Raw genomic sequence first — 17195 nt, forward strand, 5'->3', positions numbered from 1 at the left:
AGGGTTGTGGTTCCGATGAGGTTCACGGCGTTGTCGTAGCCGGCGTACAGGGTGAGGAAGGCCATGGCGATCAGTTCCGGTTCGGTGAGCCGGTCGTGTGCGTCGCGGGCTTCGATCATTGCGGAGAGGAAGTCGTCGCTGGGTTTCGTCCTCTTGGTTTCGATGATGGTGGCGAGGAAGTGATACATCTGCTTCATCGCTTCTTGTGAGGTCACCGCGGCGTCTGCTTCTGGTGCCGTCAGGGCGTTGGTCCAGGTTCTGAAGTCACTCTGGGCGTCGGTGGGGATGCCGAGCAGTTCGCAGATGACGGCCATGGGCAGCGGATTGGCGAAGGTCTTCATCAGGTCGACCGGTGGGCCGTCGAGGTTGTCCAGGAGCGCGTCGGTGTGTGCCTGGATGTGGTCTCGCAAGCGCTCGATGCGGCGTGGCGTGAATGCCTTGGAGGCCAGCCGGCGAAGGCGGGTGTGGTCGGGTGGGTCCATGTTGAGCAGGTGGGCATCCAGTTCCGATGGCATGGAGGGCTGGTGGCTGTCGTCGGTGGCGGCGTTGGACTTGTCGAGGGACAGCCGTGGGTCGGTCAGTGCCGCGCGCACGTCCTGATAGCGGGTGACGAGCCAGACTGGGGTGCCCCCAGGCGTGGTCACGCGGTGAACCGGGCCCGTCTCACGGAGATCGGCGTAGACGCGGTGGGGGTGGGTCATGAGGGTGTCACCGAACAGGCAGTTTGTGGTGGTCATGTGGGTGAGCCTCCGTTGGTGGTCAATCCGTTGGCCGCGTGGGTCAGCCAGTCGCATACGAATCATGTCGCCGGTTGCCGGGGCGGGTGCCGCAGGCTGCTGGGTCCCGCTGCTCATCCATCGCGCGCAGTGTGGCCTCGGCCTGGGTGGCTTCCGCCATGTCTCGACCTGGTCGGCGGCGAGTCGTCTGGCTTCGATTTGTTCGCGTGCGGGTGTGAGCGCCGGGGGTCGTGCTGGGGCATAGGGCCGATTGGCTGCCGCATGCCTTGGTGATCCATCGGCTGGGGGAACGAGAGGCGCACGGTTCTGCCCGCTCGATTGGGGGGGTGTACTGGGCAGATCTGCGCTGAAGCCATCGCGGAATGTCTCCGGAGCAGGACGCCGTGGCGGCTTCTCAGATTCGGAGGTCCTACGAGCCCGGAAGTGAAGGCCAGAACCATTAAATTTTTGACGTCGCGTGTGTGGGCGAGCAGGCTCTCCTGTGGTGCAGTCGTGACAGACGGGACGTGGGACGTCATGGGTATTACGGTGCAGTGGGTGCGGACCTCCTGGACGAAGCAGTCACGCGGGGGTAACGCCGCCGCGCGACGGAATGCCGCCCCGGTCGGATTCGTCCTGCCGTATCACCCGGTGCCTTTCGCGCACACGGTCAGGATGCACGAGCGGGACGGTTTCACGCCGTATGACGGACAGGCGATGCTCGGCGATGTCGATGTGCAGCTGCGTGAGGCAAACGGCCGGTTGCGGGTCTTCCCGCGGGTGCAGCCGCTGTTCGCCCTGCCGCCCCGGCCACGGCGGCCACCTGCCGTGTGCCTGGCACCGGGCCAGTGGGTCCGATGGCAGCTGAACTACCGCTTCAGCAGCCTGACCGGCATGCAGGACTGGACCTACTGGCTGGACACCTTCAACATCGCCTACGGGCCAGTGGACCACGACGTGTTCCTGGGGACCCCGGCCTTCCACGTCGACGAACAGGGACCGCTCCGATAGCCCCAGGCCGAGGTCATCCAGCCTCGGCAATCACCCGCTCCATGGGAAAGTCTGAACCGCAGCGATGTCGCCAGCCGCGAGGAGGCCGAACAATTCCAGGACCTCCTCGCGACCGACCCCGCGCATCTCGCCAGGGACCACCGCACCGTCCTCAGTGTTCTCCCAGACCACCAAGCCGTCGGCAAACACACTGAGGCACCACCCGCTCTCATGCGACAGCGACACATCAGCATGCTCGCCATCCGCCCCCACAAGACCCTCCAGAACCCGGCGCATGGTCTCCATATCAGGACTTTCAACTGTCGCGCCCATGACGTCGTACATGAAGTAACCCATAGGCCAATTACCCCACATAAGGCCACCCCGCAGCCACGGGAATCGGTCACCGAAGTTCACGGACCAGGCCGGACGGCTGGTTCGCCAACTTCGGCACCTCGGGCCCTCACACAGGGGGAGCACGAGCGACCGAGGTCCTTGGCACCTGGTTGATCGGACCATCCCCGACTCATGCCAGGAAACGCCGTCAGCTCCTCCCTCCGAGCATCATCGTGGCACGCCAGCCTGGCGTACGGGGGAGACATGCCTACTGAACCGCACATTCGAACACGGCGGGGGTTGATCCCGGCTGATGCCTTCGCCCGCCTGGAGACCTGGCTATCTTCCACAGAGCGAGGCATCGGGCCTGCCATCGCCGCAGCCCACATCGTCCTGCGCTGCGGAGAATAGTGGATGGAAAGGGCCGAGTAAGTCGCTGAGGAAACGGATACCCCTCTGTGAGCCTCTTTCATCCCGGCTCTTGAAGGGTGAAAGGCCTGATCAGGGGTAGTGAGTGGTGACATGGCAGAGCCCCTTGTCGTTGGGGTGTTGATCTCACTCGACACCGCTGCCAAGGGGCTCTGTCGGTTCCGTATTGTTCTACGCTCGACGTGCCGTACGAGCTCGTTGAGCATGTTGCGTGGCTGATCCATGCCCGTCGGCAGGAGCTGAAGTCACCCTGGCGGAAGCTGGGTTGTTTCAAGCAGGCTCTCCTGGTACTGGCACATCTACGGAACAATGAAACGTTCTCGCAGGTCGGAGCTGGTTTCGGGGTGTCGGAGGCGACGGCCTGGCGGTACGTCGACGAGACCCTCGAGCTCCTGGGTGGGCCCCGGGCCTGCGGGAGGCCCTGACCGGACTGGGTGAAGGCGACCTCGTCATCGTTGACGGCACCCTGATCCCCACCGACCGGGTCGCCGCGGACGAGCCGTACTACTCGCAGAAGCACAGGCGGCACGGAATGACGTGCAGGTCGTCGCGGCACCGGACGGCACACCGCCGTGGTTCTCCCGCGCACTGCCCGACCGCACCCACGACCTGACCGCAGCCCGCGCCCACGGCATCCTCCAGACCTGCCTGACCAGGGAAATCCTCGTCCTGGCCGACCGCGCCTACCAGGGCGCCGGCGCCACTGTCCGCACTCCGTACTATGACCACCGCAAACAGTCCGAGCACTGCCAGCAGTTCAACCGTGACCACGCCCGCCTGCGAGCCCCGGGCGAACGCGCCTTCGCCCTGCTGAAGTCCTGGCGCATCCTCCGCCGAGCACGCTGTTCAACCAACCGCATCAGTCGGGTCATCCAGGCCATCCACACCCTCCTCACCTGCAGCTATTCAGGATGAAAGAGGTTCTGTGAGCCCGCGAACGCCTGAGTGCTCTGGTGCTCATCGCGGGGTCCTTGTGCCCGTCCCTGTGGCGAAGTGCTGCCAAGTGTGCAGGTTTCCCTCGCCAGCCAGCGTTCAAGGCCCCATCTGCCCGTTAGGTTGGCGGGTAAGCGTCTGGAGAAATGTTTGTGTCCCGGGGTCTGTTGAATACAAGCGTGTACCCAGGGTGCCTCTGGTGGCGAGTACGCGGTAAGTGTTCAACGCATACCGCAGATAGCGGTCGGGGGGCAGATGACGTAGCTGGGAGTCGTAGCTCGCCTCAGGGCGGGCTATCCACTGCTTGCCGCGCCGGATGAGGTCTCCGCCTATCACCACCGCGTTGTAGGCGTACTCCATACCTTGGGCTGTGTAGATGCAGCCGACTTGGTCATGGCCGCCGGTGTCGGTGGCCCAAAAGGGACGGGCAGGGACATCGGGGTGTTCGAACCTGGGCTCATCTGCGCGTGAGTTCCACGGGCGTGCCCAGGTACGAGGGCCATCCAGGTCTGGCCAGGTGATCTCGACTTCCGGTAGCAGGGGCGGAGTGGGAGGGGAGTTCCAGGGCCAGCAGAAGCCGGCCGTTATTCGGGCGGTGAGGCCGCTGTGGGTGTGGGTGGTGACCCGCCACGCCCAGGTCGTAGTCGCTTCCTGTCCATGCCTGAGCGGGGCCTTCGGGCTGGAAGAGGCGGTCGACCCATTGTTGGTAGGCGCGGGAGCCGCTGCAGCGGAACTGGGTGGTGAGGTCGATGTGGGCGAATGAGTACCCGCTGCGCTGCGCGTGGTGTTCCAGCTCCTCGAGGGTGATGCCTTCGTTGGGGCGCACGATTTGTCGTTCATCGAGAAAGAGCACGGTTACAGCGGCCTGGTTGATGAGTTTCCCGAGGATGAGGGGGAATTTCCTCCATTTTTGGTCGGGGGAGGTGCGGGTGCGGTGGGCTTCGTCGAGAAGGACCACGCTGGTATTCGTGATGCCGGCGGGGACGTTATTGAGGAGTGTGCTGATCAAGCCACGGAAGTCGTCTCCCACGGTCCGGCGCAGTTGTCGGGTGAGTGTTCCGGAGGGGGACAGCAGCCGCGGGTTGCTGTCCTGCTCCTTGCACAGGTCGCCCAGTAGCCGGCAGGCGATCACGGACTTCCCAGTGCCTGGCCCGCCTGTCACGACGACGATGCTCTTCTGTCCACGTTTGCGTGCGGCATCAACAGCGTGCAGGACTTCCTGCCGGGCCAGGTCTTGGTCTCCGATGAGTGCGAACGCAGTGCGCCCCTCGATCACCTCACCGGCCCGCGCGAGCAGCGCTGGTGACGGGCGGTGCCTGGCTCGAAGGAGGCGTTCCACGTCAGCCCAGGGGGCGGGGCATAGGTCGGCGCAGCCCAGTCGTTGAGCCAGCGCGTAAGCCGAGGGGGTGGGAGTGAGATCGTCTCGTCCCAGCACCGGGTAGTCGCGTGCTGGCCCCCGGCCGGCCTGTTCGCGGAGTTGGATGATCAAGTCATCGGGTGCGTCGTGGAGCATCGCCACCCCGCGCACGGTGAGGGGGAGGTCGTCATGGCTGACCCACTGGCGCAGGTAGTGCGCGTATCCGCCGACTTGACGGGCGGGGTGCTGGACCACGCGTTCGCCAGCACGCACCATGCCGGGTCGGGTGGTGCTGAGCTGGGCATGAGTCCACTGCTTCAGCTCGATGACGACCGTGCACAGGTTCCCGCCGGTGTCCTGGCCGACGAGGAGTGCGTCGACGCGTTCCCCGGTGGCAGGCAGTGCGTACTCGAGCAGGATGTGGAGGCGGCCCAGTCCCGCCGTGGAAAGTGCGTCCGCCAGGCGAGGCCAGCTGCGCCGCCAGCTGCGTATTTCCTGTGGGCTGGGGAGGGTTCCGAAGACTTGGGTAAAGCGCTGCGCGGCTGCTGCGGAGAATGACGACTCCGCTAATGCCGTGGCCAGATCGGTAACGGTGCCCTCATAGACATACATGATCTGACCTATACCAGTGTCGGCTGGTAGCTGCTCTACGCGGGGGTGTCGAGGTGGAGTGCTGGAGGCTTCTGGCGCTGCTGGGTCGTCATCAACGGATCACCGCAGCAAGCGCTTGCCCTCTTCACTGTGGAACGGGTAGTGGGAGCAAGGACCATCCTTGCGTGCGCGGGGTGCATGCGTTGGTGAGCTGGTTGAGGACAGCTTGGCGGGAGCATCCCCGCGTGTGTGGGGAGCAGACTGGGCGACCTGCTCTTTGCCGACCCTCTCAGCGATTCTCAAGCACTTGCGCCGAGTCCGATGTGGGGCGGCCGGTAGCCCGGGGGCGGGGTTACCTGGCCGGTCCGAGCTTGCGATGGTTGCCGGACCGGCCGATGTCCAGGTCCAGGAAAGACGTCAGCGTCGTGCCGTTGTTCCAGAAGCCGAGCAGGTCCACGTCGATGAGCGTCAGCTTCTGCTTGGCGGCGAAGGCGCGGGCCTGCCTGGTGAACACGCACGACGCGACGAACAGCGGTACGTCGGCGCCGTGTTCCAGCCGGGCCGTGCCGTTGAACGTCTGGATGTCCCGGCTGCCCACCGACCGGTGCGGGGCGTAGCGCTTGCACTGGACGACCAGGCGCCTGCCGTCGGGTAGGCGGCCGGTCACGTCTGCACCCAGGTCGCCGACGCCGCCCACCCGCTTGACGTCCGTGCAACCGTCGCGGCGGCACAGCTGCGCTATGAACTCCTCGAACGCCCGGCCGTCCATCTTCCAGATGGCGTCCATCGACCGGCGCGCGTCGAGGCGGGCCTGTTCGGGCAGGCGCGCCTGCTCCGCCTCGGACTCACGTCGCCCGGCCCTCACCAGGCCCGCGACGACGGCGGCCCCCGCTGCCACAGCAGCCGAGACGATCACCACTAGCAGCACCATGCCCATGGCGGGCTCCCCTTCCCGGTGTCCGGCTTTCCTTCACCGTCTTTTTGCTCCCCAGCAGTTCACCGTTCTACGCGAGGCTCGCCAGGTAGAGGAGGCTGTCTGCCGGGGTTGTGCACCGGAGTCGGTACGCGTCGCTGTCCTGTGGGCTCGCCGGGCGCGCGCCTGTGTGGTCAAGCCGGTGTTGTGCAGAACTGCCGAGCACCGCGCAGCGTGGTGCTCAGCTTTCGCTGGGTCGCCTGGCAATCGAGGCGTACGTCGAGGGCGCCGGGCAGTGTGCTGTGGGCTCGTAGGCCCGTGGGCAGCCGGGAGACGTCGAGGCCGTCTCGCTTGGCGATGAGAACGCCCAGTTCGTGGCGGCTCAGGGTGTCGGCCCCTGCGAGGTGATGGATGCCGACCGCGTCGAGCGATGCCAGCTCCAGAAGGGCGGTGGCCAGGTCGGTGACGTGCACCGGGCAGCGGATGTCGTCGGTGAACAGGGCGCCATCGCGAGTTCCGGCGATGAGTTCGCGCACGGCGCGTTCGTGTTTGGAGAGCCCGTATCCGATGATCAGCGAAGTGCGGGCGACGACGGCCTCCGGGTGCACGGCGAGGATGCCGGTCTCCGCCGCTGCCTTCGCCGCTCCGTAGGGGGTGACGGGGTCAGGGAAACAGGTCTCGTCGTAGTGAACGCGGGCGCCGGAAAAGACGGCGTCGCTGGATACGTGGACCAGGCGGCTTCCGTGCTTTACCGCGGCCGTCGCGAGCCGGACGGGGCCCTCTGCCGTGACCGCCCAGTCCGCCCCGCCGCTCGAAGCGTTCACGACGAAGTGCGGGCGCACCTCGGCCATGACAGCGTCCAGTCGTCCGGCATCCCGTAGGTCGAGGAGGTACCACACGGCTTGGGAGGCTTCACTGGGCTTGGTCGCGTATGTCGCGGCGGTAGGGTGCCCAGCCGCTGTGGCCTGCCGGATCAGCTCGGTGCCCAGGAAGCCGCTGCCGCCAACGATCAAAGTCGTCATGGGGCGAAACGGTAGACCGGTTCCGCTGGGTAGCGGCAGGGTTTCGGGCTGTTTCGCCCGGGCCATCCGGGCTGATGGACGTCTCCCCCTACGATGGGCTGGGTGACCGGGACGTTGCCTTCGGGCATGGAGCTTTTCGATGTTCAGTGCCTTCGTCTGGTCGAAGGTGAAGCTCCCGTGCTGTCCGCGGAGCTTGAGGCGGCGCGGGACCAGACGTGGGCGATGGCGGTCGCCGCCAATCCGGCGCTTTTCGATGGGCCGGTGGTGGGGTGTGCGGAACACCGGTGGGAGGAGCCGGACACTTTGTTCGTGCGCTGGGCCGCGGTGACGTACCGCCACTATGCCTTGCGCCGGGTTCCTGGCGGTGGGGCGTTGCCGTCGTTGTTCGTGAACGTGATCCAGCCGACGGATGACGGCAGGGTCGTCGTAGCGAGGATGTCGGCCGCGACGGCTGCGCCTGGCCGGTGGCAGCTGCCGGGCGGCTCGGTGGAGCCGCCCGGGGTCGGAGGGGCGCTGGATGAGGAGGCCCTGAGCGGGCAGGCGGCGCGGGAACTGGTCGAGGAGGTCGGGGTGGAGGTCGAGCCGGACGAGCTGCGGCTGTGGGCGGCCACTCGAAGGGGGAGCCTCAGCGTCGGTCTGACCTACCTCGCTCCGGTTCTGCCGGAGGCTGAGTTGAGGGGCAGGTTCGCTGCGGTGGTAGCGGCGGAGCGTTCGGCGGGCCGTGAACCGGAACTCGCTGAGGTCGTGTTCGTGCGTTCCCCGCATGAGCTGGCCGGTTTGGCGGGGCCGCATGCGGGCCATGTGGAGCCAGTCGTCCGTCGGTATGCCGAGGCTGCACTGCGGCGTGGTGTCTGATTCAGGTGCGGGTGGGGATGTCGGGGCCGCGTTGGTCGGGCACCGCCATCCAGCGCAGGCCGCGGGCTTTGATGTGGGGTGCGGTCACTGCGCTTGCGGATTACCTCGGCTTTGGGGATTACCTGCTTGACGGGAAGACGGCGGCGGCTCGGCGGGCCGGGCAGGTGTCAGTGGTGGCAGGTACCGTCCTTGGTGGATCTCAAGGTTGGGAGTGTCATGAGCTGGGACGTTCTTCTGCTGCCGTTGCCGGCGGGCATCGCTTCAATCGACGAACTGGGCGTCGATCACGAGCTCCCTCCCATTGGAAGCCGGTGCGGGGTCCTGGATGCTCTGCAGTCAGCCGTGCACGATGTCGATCTCACTGATTCCGCGTGGGGAGAGTTGGTCGGGCCCACCTGGGTGATCGAGCTCAGCATTGGCGAGGACGATCCCGTCGAGTCGGTCATGCTCCATGTCCGAGGCTGCGGGGATGAGGTGCTTCCCGTGATCTTCGGTCTCGCCCGGGCTCTCGGCTGTCGTGTGCTCGACTCCTCCACTGGTGACTTGCTCGCCGAGAACACCCCGGCTGGCTGGCACGCTTTCCAAGGCTTCCGGGACAGGGCCGTTACGTGATCAACAAGGTATGCCTTGGGTGGATGAGTCCTGAGGGTGATGGTGAAGGTGGTGAGGAGCTGGGCCGTGGGCTTCCGGCGTTATGGGGACCGTTTCACGCTGAAGGGCGGTCGTCCAGGGCTCGGACATGCTCGCTCAGCTCTGTGAGCAGTGACGGGTTGACGGTGCGGACGATCGCCTCGATGTCTTCCTGGCGCGCGGCTGGCCACAGCTGGGCTCTTGCGGACCGGTACTTCGCAGCGAGTTGCTCACGCTTGTTTGGTGGCAGGTGGGCGGCCCGGTCCGGGCGGGAGTTGTGGGCGTTGTCGGAAATTTTTACCAGGGTCGCCTGTGGGTCGGTGGTGATGCGTGCGATCTTCTCCTCGTACGGCACGCCAGGCACGTTGGTCACCATCTCTACGATCTCGACGACCCGGGTCGGAATCTCGGCCCCACGCAGCCTTACAGCGGTCCAGTCGGTGTCTTCCAGGATGTCGTGGAGCAGGCTGGCCTTGACCAGGTCGTCGCCGAATGGGGCGAGCCCGGCGGCCACTGCGCGAACGTGCTCGATGTAGGGCACGCCGATCTTGTCGACCCACCCGACATGTGCTGAGCCGACCAGGAGATCGACCTCGCTGACAGACTTCATTCCCGCTCCCTCCGAGCGGCCTCCGTCGCGTGTCTTATCTGCGCTGGTTTCAGCCGGTGTGATGACTCTTGATTCGTCGGTGCCCAGCAAGGGCCGGGGTGTTCGCCTGCCTCCACCATGCCGCCACTGCTCTGGGCTGTCCCGTAATTGATTCACGATATGTCGGCTGGCCGACTCGTTTCCTCTCCCATCCTGCCAGGTGAAGTTGCGGAGCGAGCGATGCCGAGCACGCTGTAGTCAGCGCCGTTGCCTTTGAGGGGGAAGTCGCGGAGGATCTTCCAAGTCGTCGCGAGGGCGAGGGCGAGCTCGTTGCGGGTGCGTGCCTTGCCGAACTACTTGCGGTCTCAGCCTGCGAGCGAGGCTGACCAGGACCGCTCGGGTGGCGGGATCACAGCCGAATGACGACGAACGTGGCCCGTTTGACGAGGCGGTGCCCTGGGTGACCGCCTCGCCGGTGCGAGAGTGGCGGAAGTGGCCATCGTGCTGATGAATCTGGGCCAGGATGAAGCCGTGGATAGCATTGCATGCCGCCCTGCCCAGTCCCATGAGATGGCCGCTGTTGCTGAGTTGCGGTGGCAGTGGGTGCAGGAGCTCTACGGAACCCCCGACACCACGATGGACGAGTTCGTTCCCCGGTTCGTGACATGGGCCCGCGAAACCGAGTCGTCGCACCGGTGCATGGTCTTGGTCCGTGACGACGTTGTGATTGGCATGGCCTGGCTGGCCATCACGCAGCGTGTGCCACATCCGCGCGCGTTCGAGCGGGTGTCGGGTGACGTGCAGTGCATGTACGTCGTGCCCGATGAGCGCGACCGCGGTCTGGGCGGCAAGCTGATCCAGGCAGTCTTGGCACGGGCGAGTGAGCTCGGTCTTGAGCGGGTGACCGTTCACTCCAGCGACCGGGCGGTTTCGGCGTACTCACGTTATGGGTTCAAGGTCTCCCCGCGCCTGCTCCAGGTCGAGGTCGGGCAGGGCCGCCCGGAGTGAGTCCTCTGACGGGGCCGGAGCGAGTCGCCGGCCCCGTTGTCACAGTTTCCGGGCGGACTTCTCTGCATGTCTCACAGGTGGCTCGGGCGCGTTGTTCAAGCTGATGGATACCCTCCTGGTTCAGAACGCTGGTGGATCTCATACACGGACCACAACACCGCTGGGGGCACGGAGCTCAGTACGGCGGGCTCGACGAAGGTCGGATGATTTCGACCGGCTCCGACGGGCGCTGACCGGCCTGCCGCTGCCCAGAGCGGCGGACGCCCGGTTGGTCATGGCCGTCAGCATGCCGTCCGGGCTGCGGCTGGACGCGCAACCTGCCCGGACCGGTCCTTCTGCCATGTCTAGGGCAGTGACGGGAACGGGCACCGGATGATCCCCGGCTGGCCGTACCCGGTCGTGGCCGCACCGGAGACCGGCCGCACGTCGCGGACCGCCGTGCTGGACGAGGTCCGGCTGGAGCCGGGTGCCGATGTCACGGCCGTGACCGCTGCCAGGATCGGTGAGGTAGCCGAACAGCTCATCGTCGCCTGACCGTGACGCAGAAAGGAGGCCAGGAGATCCTGGTGGTCCCGGACCCCGGATCGACGCACTTCTCGTTGTCCATTTTTGGTCGGCCTGCCGATGCAGGTCTTGGAGGCCCCGTTCCGACCAAGTCATGCGACGGCCGACATCCCTGCGCGTCTACGGGCTGAAGGGGCGGGTGCCCGCCCGAGAATGGCGGCGAGTTCGTCTTCGGCGCGCCTTCTGCCTGGGGCACCGAGCAGGCTGTAGCGGCCATGTTCGCCCGGCTGTCGGTAGGTTCAGATATTGGCTGGTGCGAAATAGCGCCTCAGGCGTTGTCGGTAGACAAGGGCAGAATGGTCATATGACCGTATCTCGCAACAGTGCTCTTCACCTCCATGCCGATCTCGCTTGGGTTCGATCGATGGGCGGCCCGTTGATCGTCGTCCCGGCCTCTGCTGTGGACCAGTGGGGTGGCTGCACGGAAGGCGGGATCATCGTTGGCGGGAGTGATGATCCCGACGACTACGACCGCGCATGTGATGTGGAGGGCTGGGCTGGGGTCATCGACGTTGGCGCTTCGGCCTCGGGGTTGGTACTGGCTGACGAGCCAGCCATGACCTGCTACCTTTCCGAGCGGAATGTCTTCGTGCGGTGGCTCGCCGCCGATTCAGATGCCGAGCTCCTTGAGGCCGCGAAGGTCGTCTTGGACGACCCCGCCACCGACTGGGAGGACTGCGGGGTGTGGGAGACCGATGGATCGGCGGTTCTCCTGGATTCCGCCGTAGCCGGGGCGGACCTCGCCCTGGAATACCCTGACCAGGGAGGTCTGCCAGAGCAGGCCCAGATTTCTGTGCCCGCAGGTCGCTGGAGGGTTCGCGCGACTCACGAGAGGGGCGACTCCGCGTGGGTGGGGGTCGTCCACCTTCTGCCTGCATGACTCTCACGTATCTATGCGGCGAGCCGCCTCGGCTGCGTAGGCGGTTCTGACGGCTCCTACTGCCCAGTGTTCGGCAGGGACGGAACTGACTCGAGGATCCGTTGGAGTACGGCTGGGGGTATCTCTCTGGCCGCAGAGATCGGGCAGGGCAGCGCATTGTGCGGCTTCGAAGGGAAGCCCGGTGTCACGGAGCCTGCGAGCGAGTCGGCTGCTGGTCACGAGGCACCGTTTCACTCCTGTGGGTGATCACGTGGCTACTGTCGATGCCCGCTGCCATGCTGGGAACCGGCGCTGACCAGCACGTGATCGGAGTCCTTCATGCTGACGACCCGCTTCGTCCCCGGTGCACCCAACTGGCTCGACCTCGGCGTCCCCGGCGTCGACGCTGCCGCGGCGTTCTACTCCGCGCTGTTCAGCTGGACCTTCCAGTCGGCCGGCCCGGAATACGGCGGCTACGGCTTCTTCCAGCTCGACGGCAAGACGGTCGCCGCGGTCGGCCCGTACCAGGGGAGGGCGCGAACCCGTCCTGGACGCCGTACTTCCTCACCGCGGACGCGGACGCCATCAGCAAGGTGGTGGAGCAGGCCAGCGGCCGGGTCCGGACCGCGCCGACGGTCCACGTCGTTCCTCCGGGGTTGACGGGGGCATCACCATGACCAACCCGAGCGTGGCCCAGGTCAAGCGGGCCATCGGCGCCTGATCCCTGATATTCCGAGGCAAGGGCCCCCGCTACGGCTGGAGCTTCCTCATGCCCGGGTCCTCTCCCTGGCCCGAGCCCCAGTAGGGGCGCCCGGCGTACACCGCTCCCTGCTCCTCGGCGAGATCCAGCATCACATCCGATGTGAAGTGGGTGTAGGCGTAGCGCATCTCAAGGCCCGTGAGACGGTCTGCCAGGCTGCGCCGCAACCCGTGCAGGCCCCGGGAGATCGGCCACCTCAGGCCGTACTGGGACGCTCATGGAGGAGGGCTGCGTCCCGTGATCGTCTACCCGACAACGCGAATATGGGCGTTGTGCCATAGACGGGGGCTGGGGGCCCGACCTAGCGTCGTCCTGGTGGCAGGGATCGGCCCTGCACGGGGAGGGGGCATCATGACGCGAGGCGATCTGATCCGTCTTACCGACAAAGCTCGCGGCCCCAACTGCGACGACGATGATTGCCCGAACGTCTACCGAGACGAGACCGACGGCGGCATCGTCGTCCAGGGCGACCAGTGTGCAGCGTTCCAGCCTCCCGACGGTGAGGCGCTCGTCAAGATCCCCGAGCACGTTCTGAGGGAGGCTGTTCGTGCTCTTGGATGGTGAGGGTTGGCGCGAGTTCTTCGATGCCTTTGAACGGGATGCGTGGCGGTTCGAGGCACAGCCCACGTACACCATGCCCAAGGAGCAGGAGAACGTAGCCCGCTTCCTGCGGGGCGAAGCGAAACCCGCGAATCACAATGTGCGCTGGCATGAGCGAGTAAAGGAGTATGTCGACTCAGGTCGCACGATCGGCCGCGTTCGTGTCGTACGCCAGCCGCTGACCGACTACCAGCGGTACCAATTCGCGTGGGGCATTCCCGGAAACATCAAGGCCGGCGAGAACATCCGGATCTTGGATGTATCCCAGGGCGACTACGGCTTGCCGCTCACCGGCCGAGACTGGTGGATGTTCGACGAGACCCGCATCGCTCATCTCAACTTCCGTCCGGACGGTACGCAGATCAACCGTGAGGTGTACGAAGGCGACCCTGAACCCTATCGGGAATGGAAGCGGATCGCCCTAGAGTACGCGGTGCCCTTCGAGGAGTACGTGAAGGGCCTTGACCTTTGACCCGGGACAGCTGGGCCAGTCGAAAGCTGACCTAGCGGAAACGCTCCGAATGCTGCGCAAGCGAGCCAGTCGCACTCAGGTCTGGCTCGCTCAGCGCTGCAATATTTCGCAGACCAAGCTAAGCAATATTGAGACCGGTCGGGTCACTCCGAGCCTTATCGACGTTGAGCTAATCCTTAGAGCCGTTGACGCCCCGCCGGAACTCGTCGCGGAGGTGGTGGCCCTTGCGAGGCTTGCCAACACTGAGTGGCAGGGCAAGCGGGCGTCGTGGCGCAGGGGGCTGGAGAAGCGCCAGGCAGAGCTAGCGGGCCTTGAAGCGGAGGCGACGACACTCCGGTACTTCTTGCCTGCGATGGTGACTGGACTGCTTGCTACGCCCGAGTACATCAGGGCCAGCCTCGGGCACTCGCCGGGAGACATCTCCAAGACGGTGACCAAAAAGCTGGAGCGACAGGCGACCCTGTATGACGTCACTAAGCGGTTTACGTTCCTACTGACGGAGCAGGCCGTCCGGTGGACTGTTGTCCCTCGGGCCGCAATGGCCGTACAAATCGACCGCCTTGTGTCACTCTCACATTTGACGAATGTGCGCATCGGCGTGCTTCCCATTGGTGCTGCCGTACTGCGTGGCCCCATGAATACCTTCACGGTCTACGACCAACGCCTGGCCACCGTCGAGACCTTCACCGGGCGAATCGTTTTCCAGGATGCCAGGGACGTTGCAGAACACCTGGAGGTATTCGCCTTGTATGAGGGGCATGCGCTCTTCGGCGAGGAAGCAAGGAGCGTGCTCGGGGAGTGGGCGAACTCCTGTCGCCTGTGATCATCTACCCCACAACGCGAATATTGCTCGGAGTGGCCGTCACGCCGGTGGATCATTGGTGGACACGGGATAACCGATGCCGGGGAAGCGGCTGCCCATGCCGCTCACGCGCCGCTTTCCCGGATTGCCAAGACCAAAGGGGTTCGGCATGGCGACGACAGACAGGCACGCGGACACGTGGGAGTACGTGACGTACGCCCCGGCGGGGCGTCATTGTTCCGTGTGCAAGCGCGTGGTGAAGCCGACGGAGCCCGTCCGTCGTGGCATGGTCGAGCGCTCTTCGGGTCCGCCCGTGACTGTCTACCGCCACGCCAACGAGTGCCCCGGGCTGTGACGCGTGATGGACATGCGGACGTGGAGAGACGGCCGTACGCGAGCCTCTGACGCCACCGAAGCGATGCGGGCCGCCTTATCCACTCTCGGCCTTCCCGAGTCCGTGTGGAGCGGTATACGTCCGACGGTGACGCGCAAGGGACGTCTGTACGTGCATCTCGGGATGCTTCCGGCTGACGCTGTCGAGCGGATCGTGGAGGCGCTGCGGGCACCCTCGGCTCCGTGCGTGTGCACAGGTTCCTGTCATTGGTCCGTCTCCCCGGCGGAGTGACAGGTTGGCCCCCGACCGGACAAGGCTTGAACAGGGACAGGACGTGTCCCGTCTGGGCTGACGTGCTCAGGTTCTCTCCCCCGGTCCGCCCCTTGGCTGGGGTGCCGCCCTGGGCGGTGAGGGCACCGCTCCGGACCCAGGGAAGCCGGAGCACCCACCTTCAAGGTTTCCGCCCACCGAGGGCGGAGGACGGCCTCCAGCGGCCGTCAGGCAGATCAGGAAGGACACACAGCGATGACCGACCTGTACGAGCTCCCCCTCGAAGGGGCCGAGTTCTCCAAGGCGTGCGGAGGCAACACCCACCCGGACGGCAAGGCGTGCGTGACGCTGGCGAAGATCGGGCCGGACCGTGGGCAATGGGCGACGGCAAGCGCCCGCACGCCGCACCGCTGCGCTTCACCACTACGGAGTTGAACGCGGCGGGCATCGACCCGCCCGCTTCGAACTGTCCGCCTGAACCACCCGGACCACCTGAACTGACGGCCCCGCCCTCGCGCCGACGGGCGGGGCCGTCGCCATTCCACGGAACGGAGCAGCGGTGCACCACCACGGTTACGCATGGCTCGGGGAGAAGAAGACCTTCGACAAAGAGAGCATCCGCAGACCACCCGGCCAACCCCCGACGGCGACCAGCGAGAAGGATGCCATCGACCGGTACCGGGAAGCCGTCGCCATGTTCCCGACATCCGATGTGCCGCCCATCCAGACGGCGCACTGGCTGATGAAACCGCCCTCGATGATCCGGGGGACATGGGAGGAACCCAAGGACGCCGGCGCATGGCTCGGCCTCCAGCTCACCGAGTTCGCACCCCGCTTCGCCTCCGAGGAAGACCGGGAGGTGACCAGGCTGGTCGTCCTCGTGAAAGCCGCAGTCGAACGGCTCACGTGGGGAGGCGACGTGCCCCTGGGCCACTACCTCAACGGCACCGTCTTCCACTCCGTCGCCCTCGTGACCTGCTCCCCCAACCGCGCCGCACCCGATCTCTCGTGCCCGGCCAGGCAGACCTACGCGTGACAGGCCCCCGACGAATGCCCGGGCCCGCGTGTGAACGTCTATACGCCTGTTTCAGGCGCTCTCTCCGATGTGCCGGTACAAGGTGGTACAGGGAGATCCCCATGGCCTTGGCGATGGCCGTGACGCTCTCTCCCTCGGCGTGCCTGGCGCGGGCCACAGCCAGCTTGTCGTCGTCCACCACGGACGGCCGTCCCCCGTGACGGCCCTGACGGGCGGCGGTGTCGAGCCTTTCCAACGTCTTCTCCGTCCCCCAGGGTGGCACGGCACTGCGGCCGGCTCTTCGCCTTCCGCGGACAGTTCGGCGGCGCAGCCGCACTGCGGCACGACCAAGACTTGGACGCGAATCCGCCGGATGGAACCCTCCCTACAGCCCGGCACGTGGAGAGCAGGTAACAGCGGTGAACCGGACAGAGCACCGCGTACGGCAAGTGCGAAAACCACTCCCCGCTGCCCCGAATCCGGCTGCCCTCCAGCCCGGCCTTTGTAAACGCCGCCCCCCCGGAGCCACCCGTACACGCGGGCAATCGCCAGCCCCCGGCTCGACAACACCTCTCCCCGGCAAGGCGCAGGAATCATGGGCAAACGCCCCGGCATGGACCCGCTCCCGTACCCCTCCACAACCGCATCCCGGAGAGCGGCCAGCGTAGAGCCCAGCCACCCTGCCCACCCGCGAGCGACTACTGGCCCGGGGAACGCCCTCGGCTGATCTGCCGGCCCCGCGTCTGCAACAAGCGCACACGCGAACGGATGAGCTTCGCCTGGACCGATTACCGGGACCTGATCGCCAGGCGCTCACCAGCAGATGGGAGGCCCGATCGTCCTCGTCTGGGACAATTTGAAACCCACCGGGCGGCCGTAATACGGCAGTACGCCCAGGCGCACGACCATTGAGGTTTTCGGGTCGGGGTGACGATGGCGCCAGCGGCGAGTGAGTGACAATTGATCCGTGATTTACGACGACAACCGCCTGCGAGGCGTGCTGCGAGAGCTGGATGACCCGGAGTCCATCGCATTCCCGCGCGACCACGCGAGGAGTACGGCTCCCTGCCGGTTCGAGCAGCTCATCCGGCTGCTCGAAGAGCGGTTCCGGTGTGTCTGCGAGGCTGATTGTGTTGTCCAGGACGCCTCC

Annotated in this window: 17 protein-coding genes and 4 pseudogenes; 13 read left to right on the plus strand and 8 right to left on the minus strand. The window is 66.0% G+C overall.

Annotated features, from left to right (window positions below):
- Positions 1-1253 precede the first annotated feature (1253 nt).
- Positions 1254-1727: a hypothetical protein gene (locus IE096_RS29060; RefSeq protein ID WP_189456757.1), complete on the plus strand. Its 474-nt coding sequence runs from the start codon at positions 1254-1256 to the stop codon at positions 1725-1727.
- A 30-nt stretch (positions 1728-1757) separates the two neighbouring features.
- Here IE096_RS29060 and IE096_RS29065 read toward each other — a convergent pair whose 3' ends face one another.
- Entirely contained in the window at positions 1758-2063 is a 306-nt protein-coding gene (locus IE096_RS29065) for a hypothetical protein (protein WP_189456760.1), read from the minus strand.
- A 560-nt stretch (positions 2064-2623) separates the two neighbouring features.
- Between IE096_RS29065 and IE096_RS29070 the strand changes: the two are divergent.
- Positions 2624-3386 (plus strand): annotated as a pseudogene (locus tag IE096_RS29070) (transposase family protein).
- A 117-nt stretch (positions 3387-3503) separates the two neighbouring features.
- Here IE096_RS29070 and IE096_RS31920 read toward each other — a convergent pair.
- The 4 genes and pseudogenes from IE096_RS31920 to IE096_RS29085 form a co-directional block, all read right to left on the minus strand.
- Complete coding sequence (locus tag IE096_RS31920; RefSeq protein ID WP_268248368.1) at positions 3504-3992, minus strand: DNA/RNA helicase domain-containing protein; 489 nt, start codon at positions 3990-3992, stop codon at positions 3504-3506.
- A 100-nt stretch (positions 3993-4092) separates the two neighbouring features.
- Positions 4093-5373, minus strand: a pseudogene (locus tag IE096_RS32030) (DNA/RNA helicase domain-containing protein); the annotation flags it as partial.
- Between the two features lie 331 nt (positions 5374-5704).
- A complete protein-coding gene (locus IE096_RS29080; protein WP_189456762.1) occupies positions 5705-6289 on the minus strand; it encodes a restriction endonuclease in 585 nt (194 codons plus the stop codon).
- Between the two features lie 170 nt (positions 6290-6459).
- Positions 6460-7287 carry an SDR family oxidoreductase gene (locus IE096_RS29085; RefSeq protein WP_189456764.1) on the minus strand — a complete coding sequence of 276 codons (828 nt, stop codon included), beginning with the start codon at positions 7285-7287 and terminating at the stop codon, positions 6460-6462.
- Between the two features lie 102 nt (positions 7288-7389).
- On the opposite strand from IE096_RS29085, the gene IE096_RS29090 reads away from it, so the two are divergent.
- On the plus strand, positions 7390-8142 hold the full coding sequence (locus tag IE096_RS29090) for an NUDIX domain-containing protein (protein WP_229820685.1): 753 nt from the start codon (positions 7390-7392) through the stop codon (positions 8140-8142).
- Positions 8143-8358: 216 nt separating this feature from the next.
- Positions 8359-8754, plus strand: coding sequence for a hypothetical protein (locus IE096_RS29095; RefSeq protein WP_189456771.1), 396 nt, complete (start codon positions 8359-8361; stop codon positions 8752-8754).
- A 94-nt stretch (positions 8755-8848) separates the two neighbouring features.
- Here IE096_RS29095 and IE096_RS29100 read toward each other — a convergent pair whose 3' ends face one another.
- Positions 8849-9382: a phosphohydrolase gene (locus IE096_RS29100; protein ID WP_189456772.1), complete on the minus strand. Its 534-nt coding sequence runs from the start codon at positions 9380-9382 to the stop codon at positions 8849-8851.
- 471 nt (positions 9383-9853) lie between these two features.
- Here IE096_RS29100 and IE096_RS29105 point away from each other — a divergent pair, with 471 nt between their 5' ends.
- The 4 genes and pseudogenes from IE096_RS29105 to IE096_RS31680 form a co-directional block, all read left to right on the plus strand.
- On the plus strand, positions 9854-10369 hold the full coding sequence (locus IE096_RS29105) for a GNAT family N-acetyltransferase (RefSeq protein WP_373298220.1): 516 nt from the start codon (positions 9854-9856) through the stop codon (positions 10367-10369).
- 372 nt (positions 10370-10741) lie between these two features.
- Complete coding sequence (locus tag IE096_RS29110; RefSeq protein ID WP_189456774.1) at positions 10742-10903, plus strand: hypothetical protein; 162 nt, start codon at positions 10742-10744, stop codon at positions 10901-10903.
- Positions 10904-11237: 334 nt separating this feature from the next.
- The gene (locus IE096_RS29115; protein WP_229820686.1) at positions 11238-11813 is read left to right on the plus strand and encodes an Imm21 family immunity protein; all 576 of its coding nucleotides are present in this window, start codon (positions 11238-11240) and stop codon (positions 11811-11813) included.
- Between the two features lie 318 nt (positions 11814-12131).
- Positions 12132-12424 (plus strand): annotated as a pseudogene (locus tag IE096_RS31680) (VOC family protein); the annotation flags it as partial.
- Between the two features lie 118 nt (positions 12425-12542).
- Here the strand turns inward: IE096_RS31680 and IE096_RS29120 are convergent.
- A complete protein-coding gene (locus tag IE096_RS29120) occupies positions 12543-12680 on the minus strand; it encodes a hypothetical protein (RefSeq protein WP_189456776.1) in 138 nt (45 codons plus the stop codon).
- A gap of 223 nt (positions 12681-12903) precedes the next feature.
- Between IE096_RS29120 and IE096_RS29125 the strand changes: the two genes are divergently transcribed.
- From IE096_RS29125 to IE096_RS29145, 5 genes and pseudogenes are all read left to right on the plus strand, one after another.
- Positions 12904-13116, plus strand: coding sequence for a hypothetical protein (locus IE096_RS29125; protein WP_189456778.1), 213 nt, complete (start codon positions 12904-12906; stop codon positions 13114-13116).
- Positions 13100-13624: a DUF6879 family protein gene (locus IE096_RS29130; RefSeq protein ID WP_189456780.1), complete on the plus strand. Its 525-nt coding sequence runs from the start codon at positions 13100-13102 to the stop codon at positions 13622-13624. Before IE096_RS29125 ends, IE096_RS29130 begins: the two co-directional genes overlap by 17 nt.
- The gene (locus IE096_RS29135; RefSeq protein WP_189456782.1) at positions 13614-14447 is read left to right on the plus strand and encodes a helix-turn-helix domain-containing protein; all 834 of its coding nucleotides are present in this window, start codon (positions 13614-13616) and stop codon (positions 14445-14447) included. The genes IE096_RS29130 and IE096_RS29135 overlap by 11 nt, the downstream gene beginning before the upstream one ends.
- An 838-nt stretch (positions 14448-15285) precedes the next feature.
- A pseudogene (locus IE096_RS29140) lies at positions 15286-15508 on the plus strand (DUF397 domain-containing protein).
- Between the two features lie 81 nt (positions 15509-15589).
- A complete protein-coding gene (locus IE096_RS29145) occupies positions 15590-16066 on the plus strand; it encodes a hypothetical protein (protein ID WP_189456784.1) in 477 nt (158 codons plus the stop codon).
- On the opposite strand, the gene IE096_RS32210 is transcribed toward IE096_RS29145, so the two are convergent.
- Positions 15969-16382 carry a helix-turn-helix domain-containing protein gene (locus IE096_RS32210; RefSeq protein ID WP_373298221.1) on the minus strand — a complete coding sequence of 138 codons (414 nt, stop codon included), beginning with the start codon at positions 16380-16382 and terminating at the stop codon, positions 15969-15971. The two genes, IE096_RS29145 and IE096_RS32210, sit on opposite strands and share 98 nt — an antisense overlap.
- Between the last annotated feature and the right edge of the window lie 813 nt (positions 16383-17195).

It is taken from the genome of Streptomyces abikoensis, assembly GCF_014648775.1.
GTDB lineage: Bacteria > Actinomycetota > Actinomycetes > Streptomycetales > Streptomycetaceae > Streptomyces > Streptomyces abikoensis.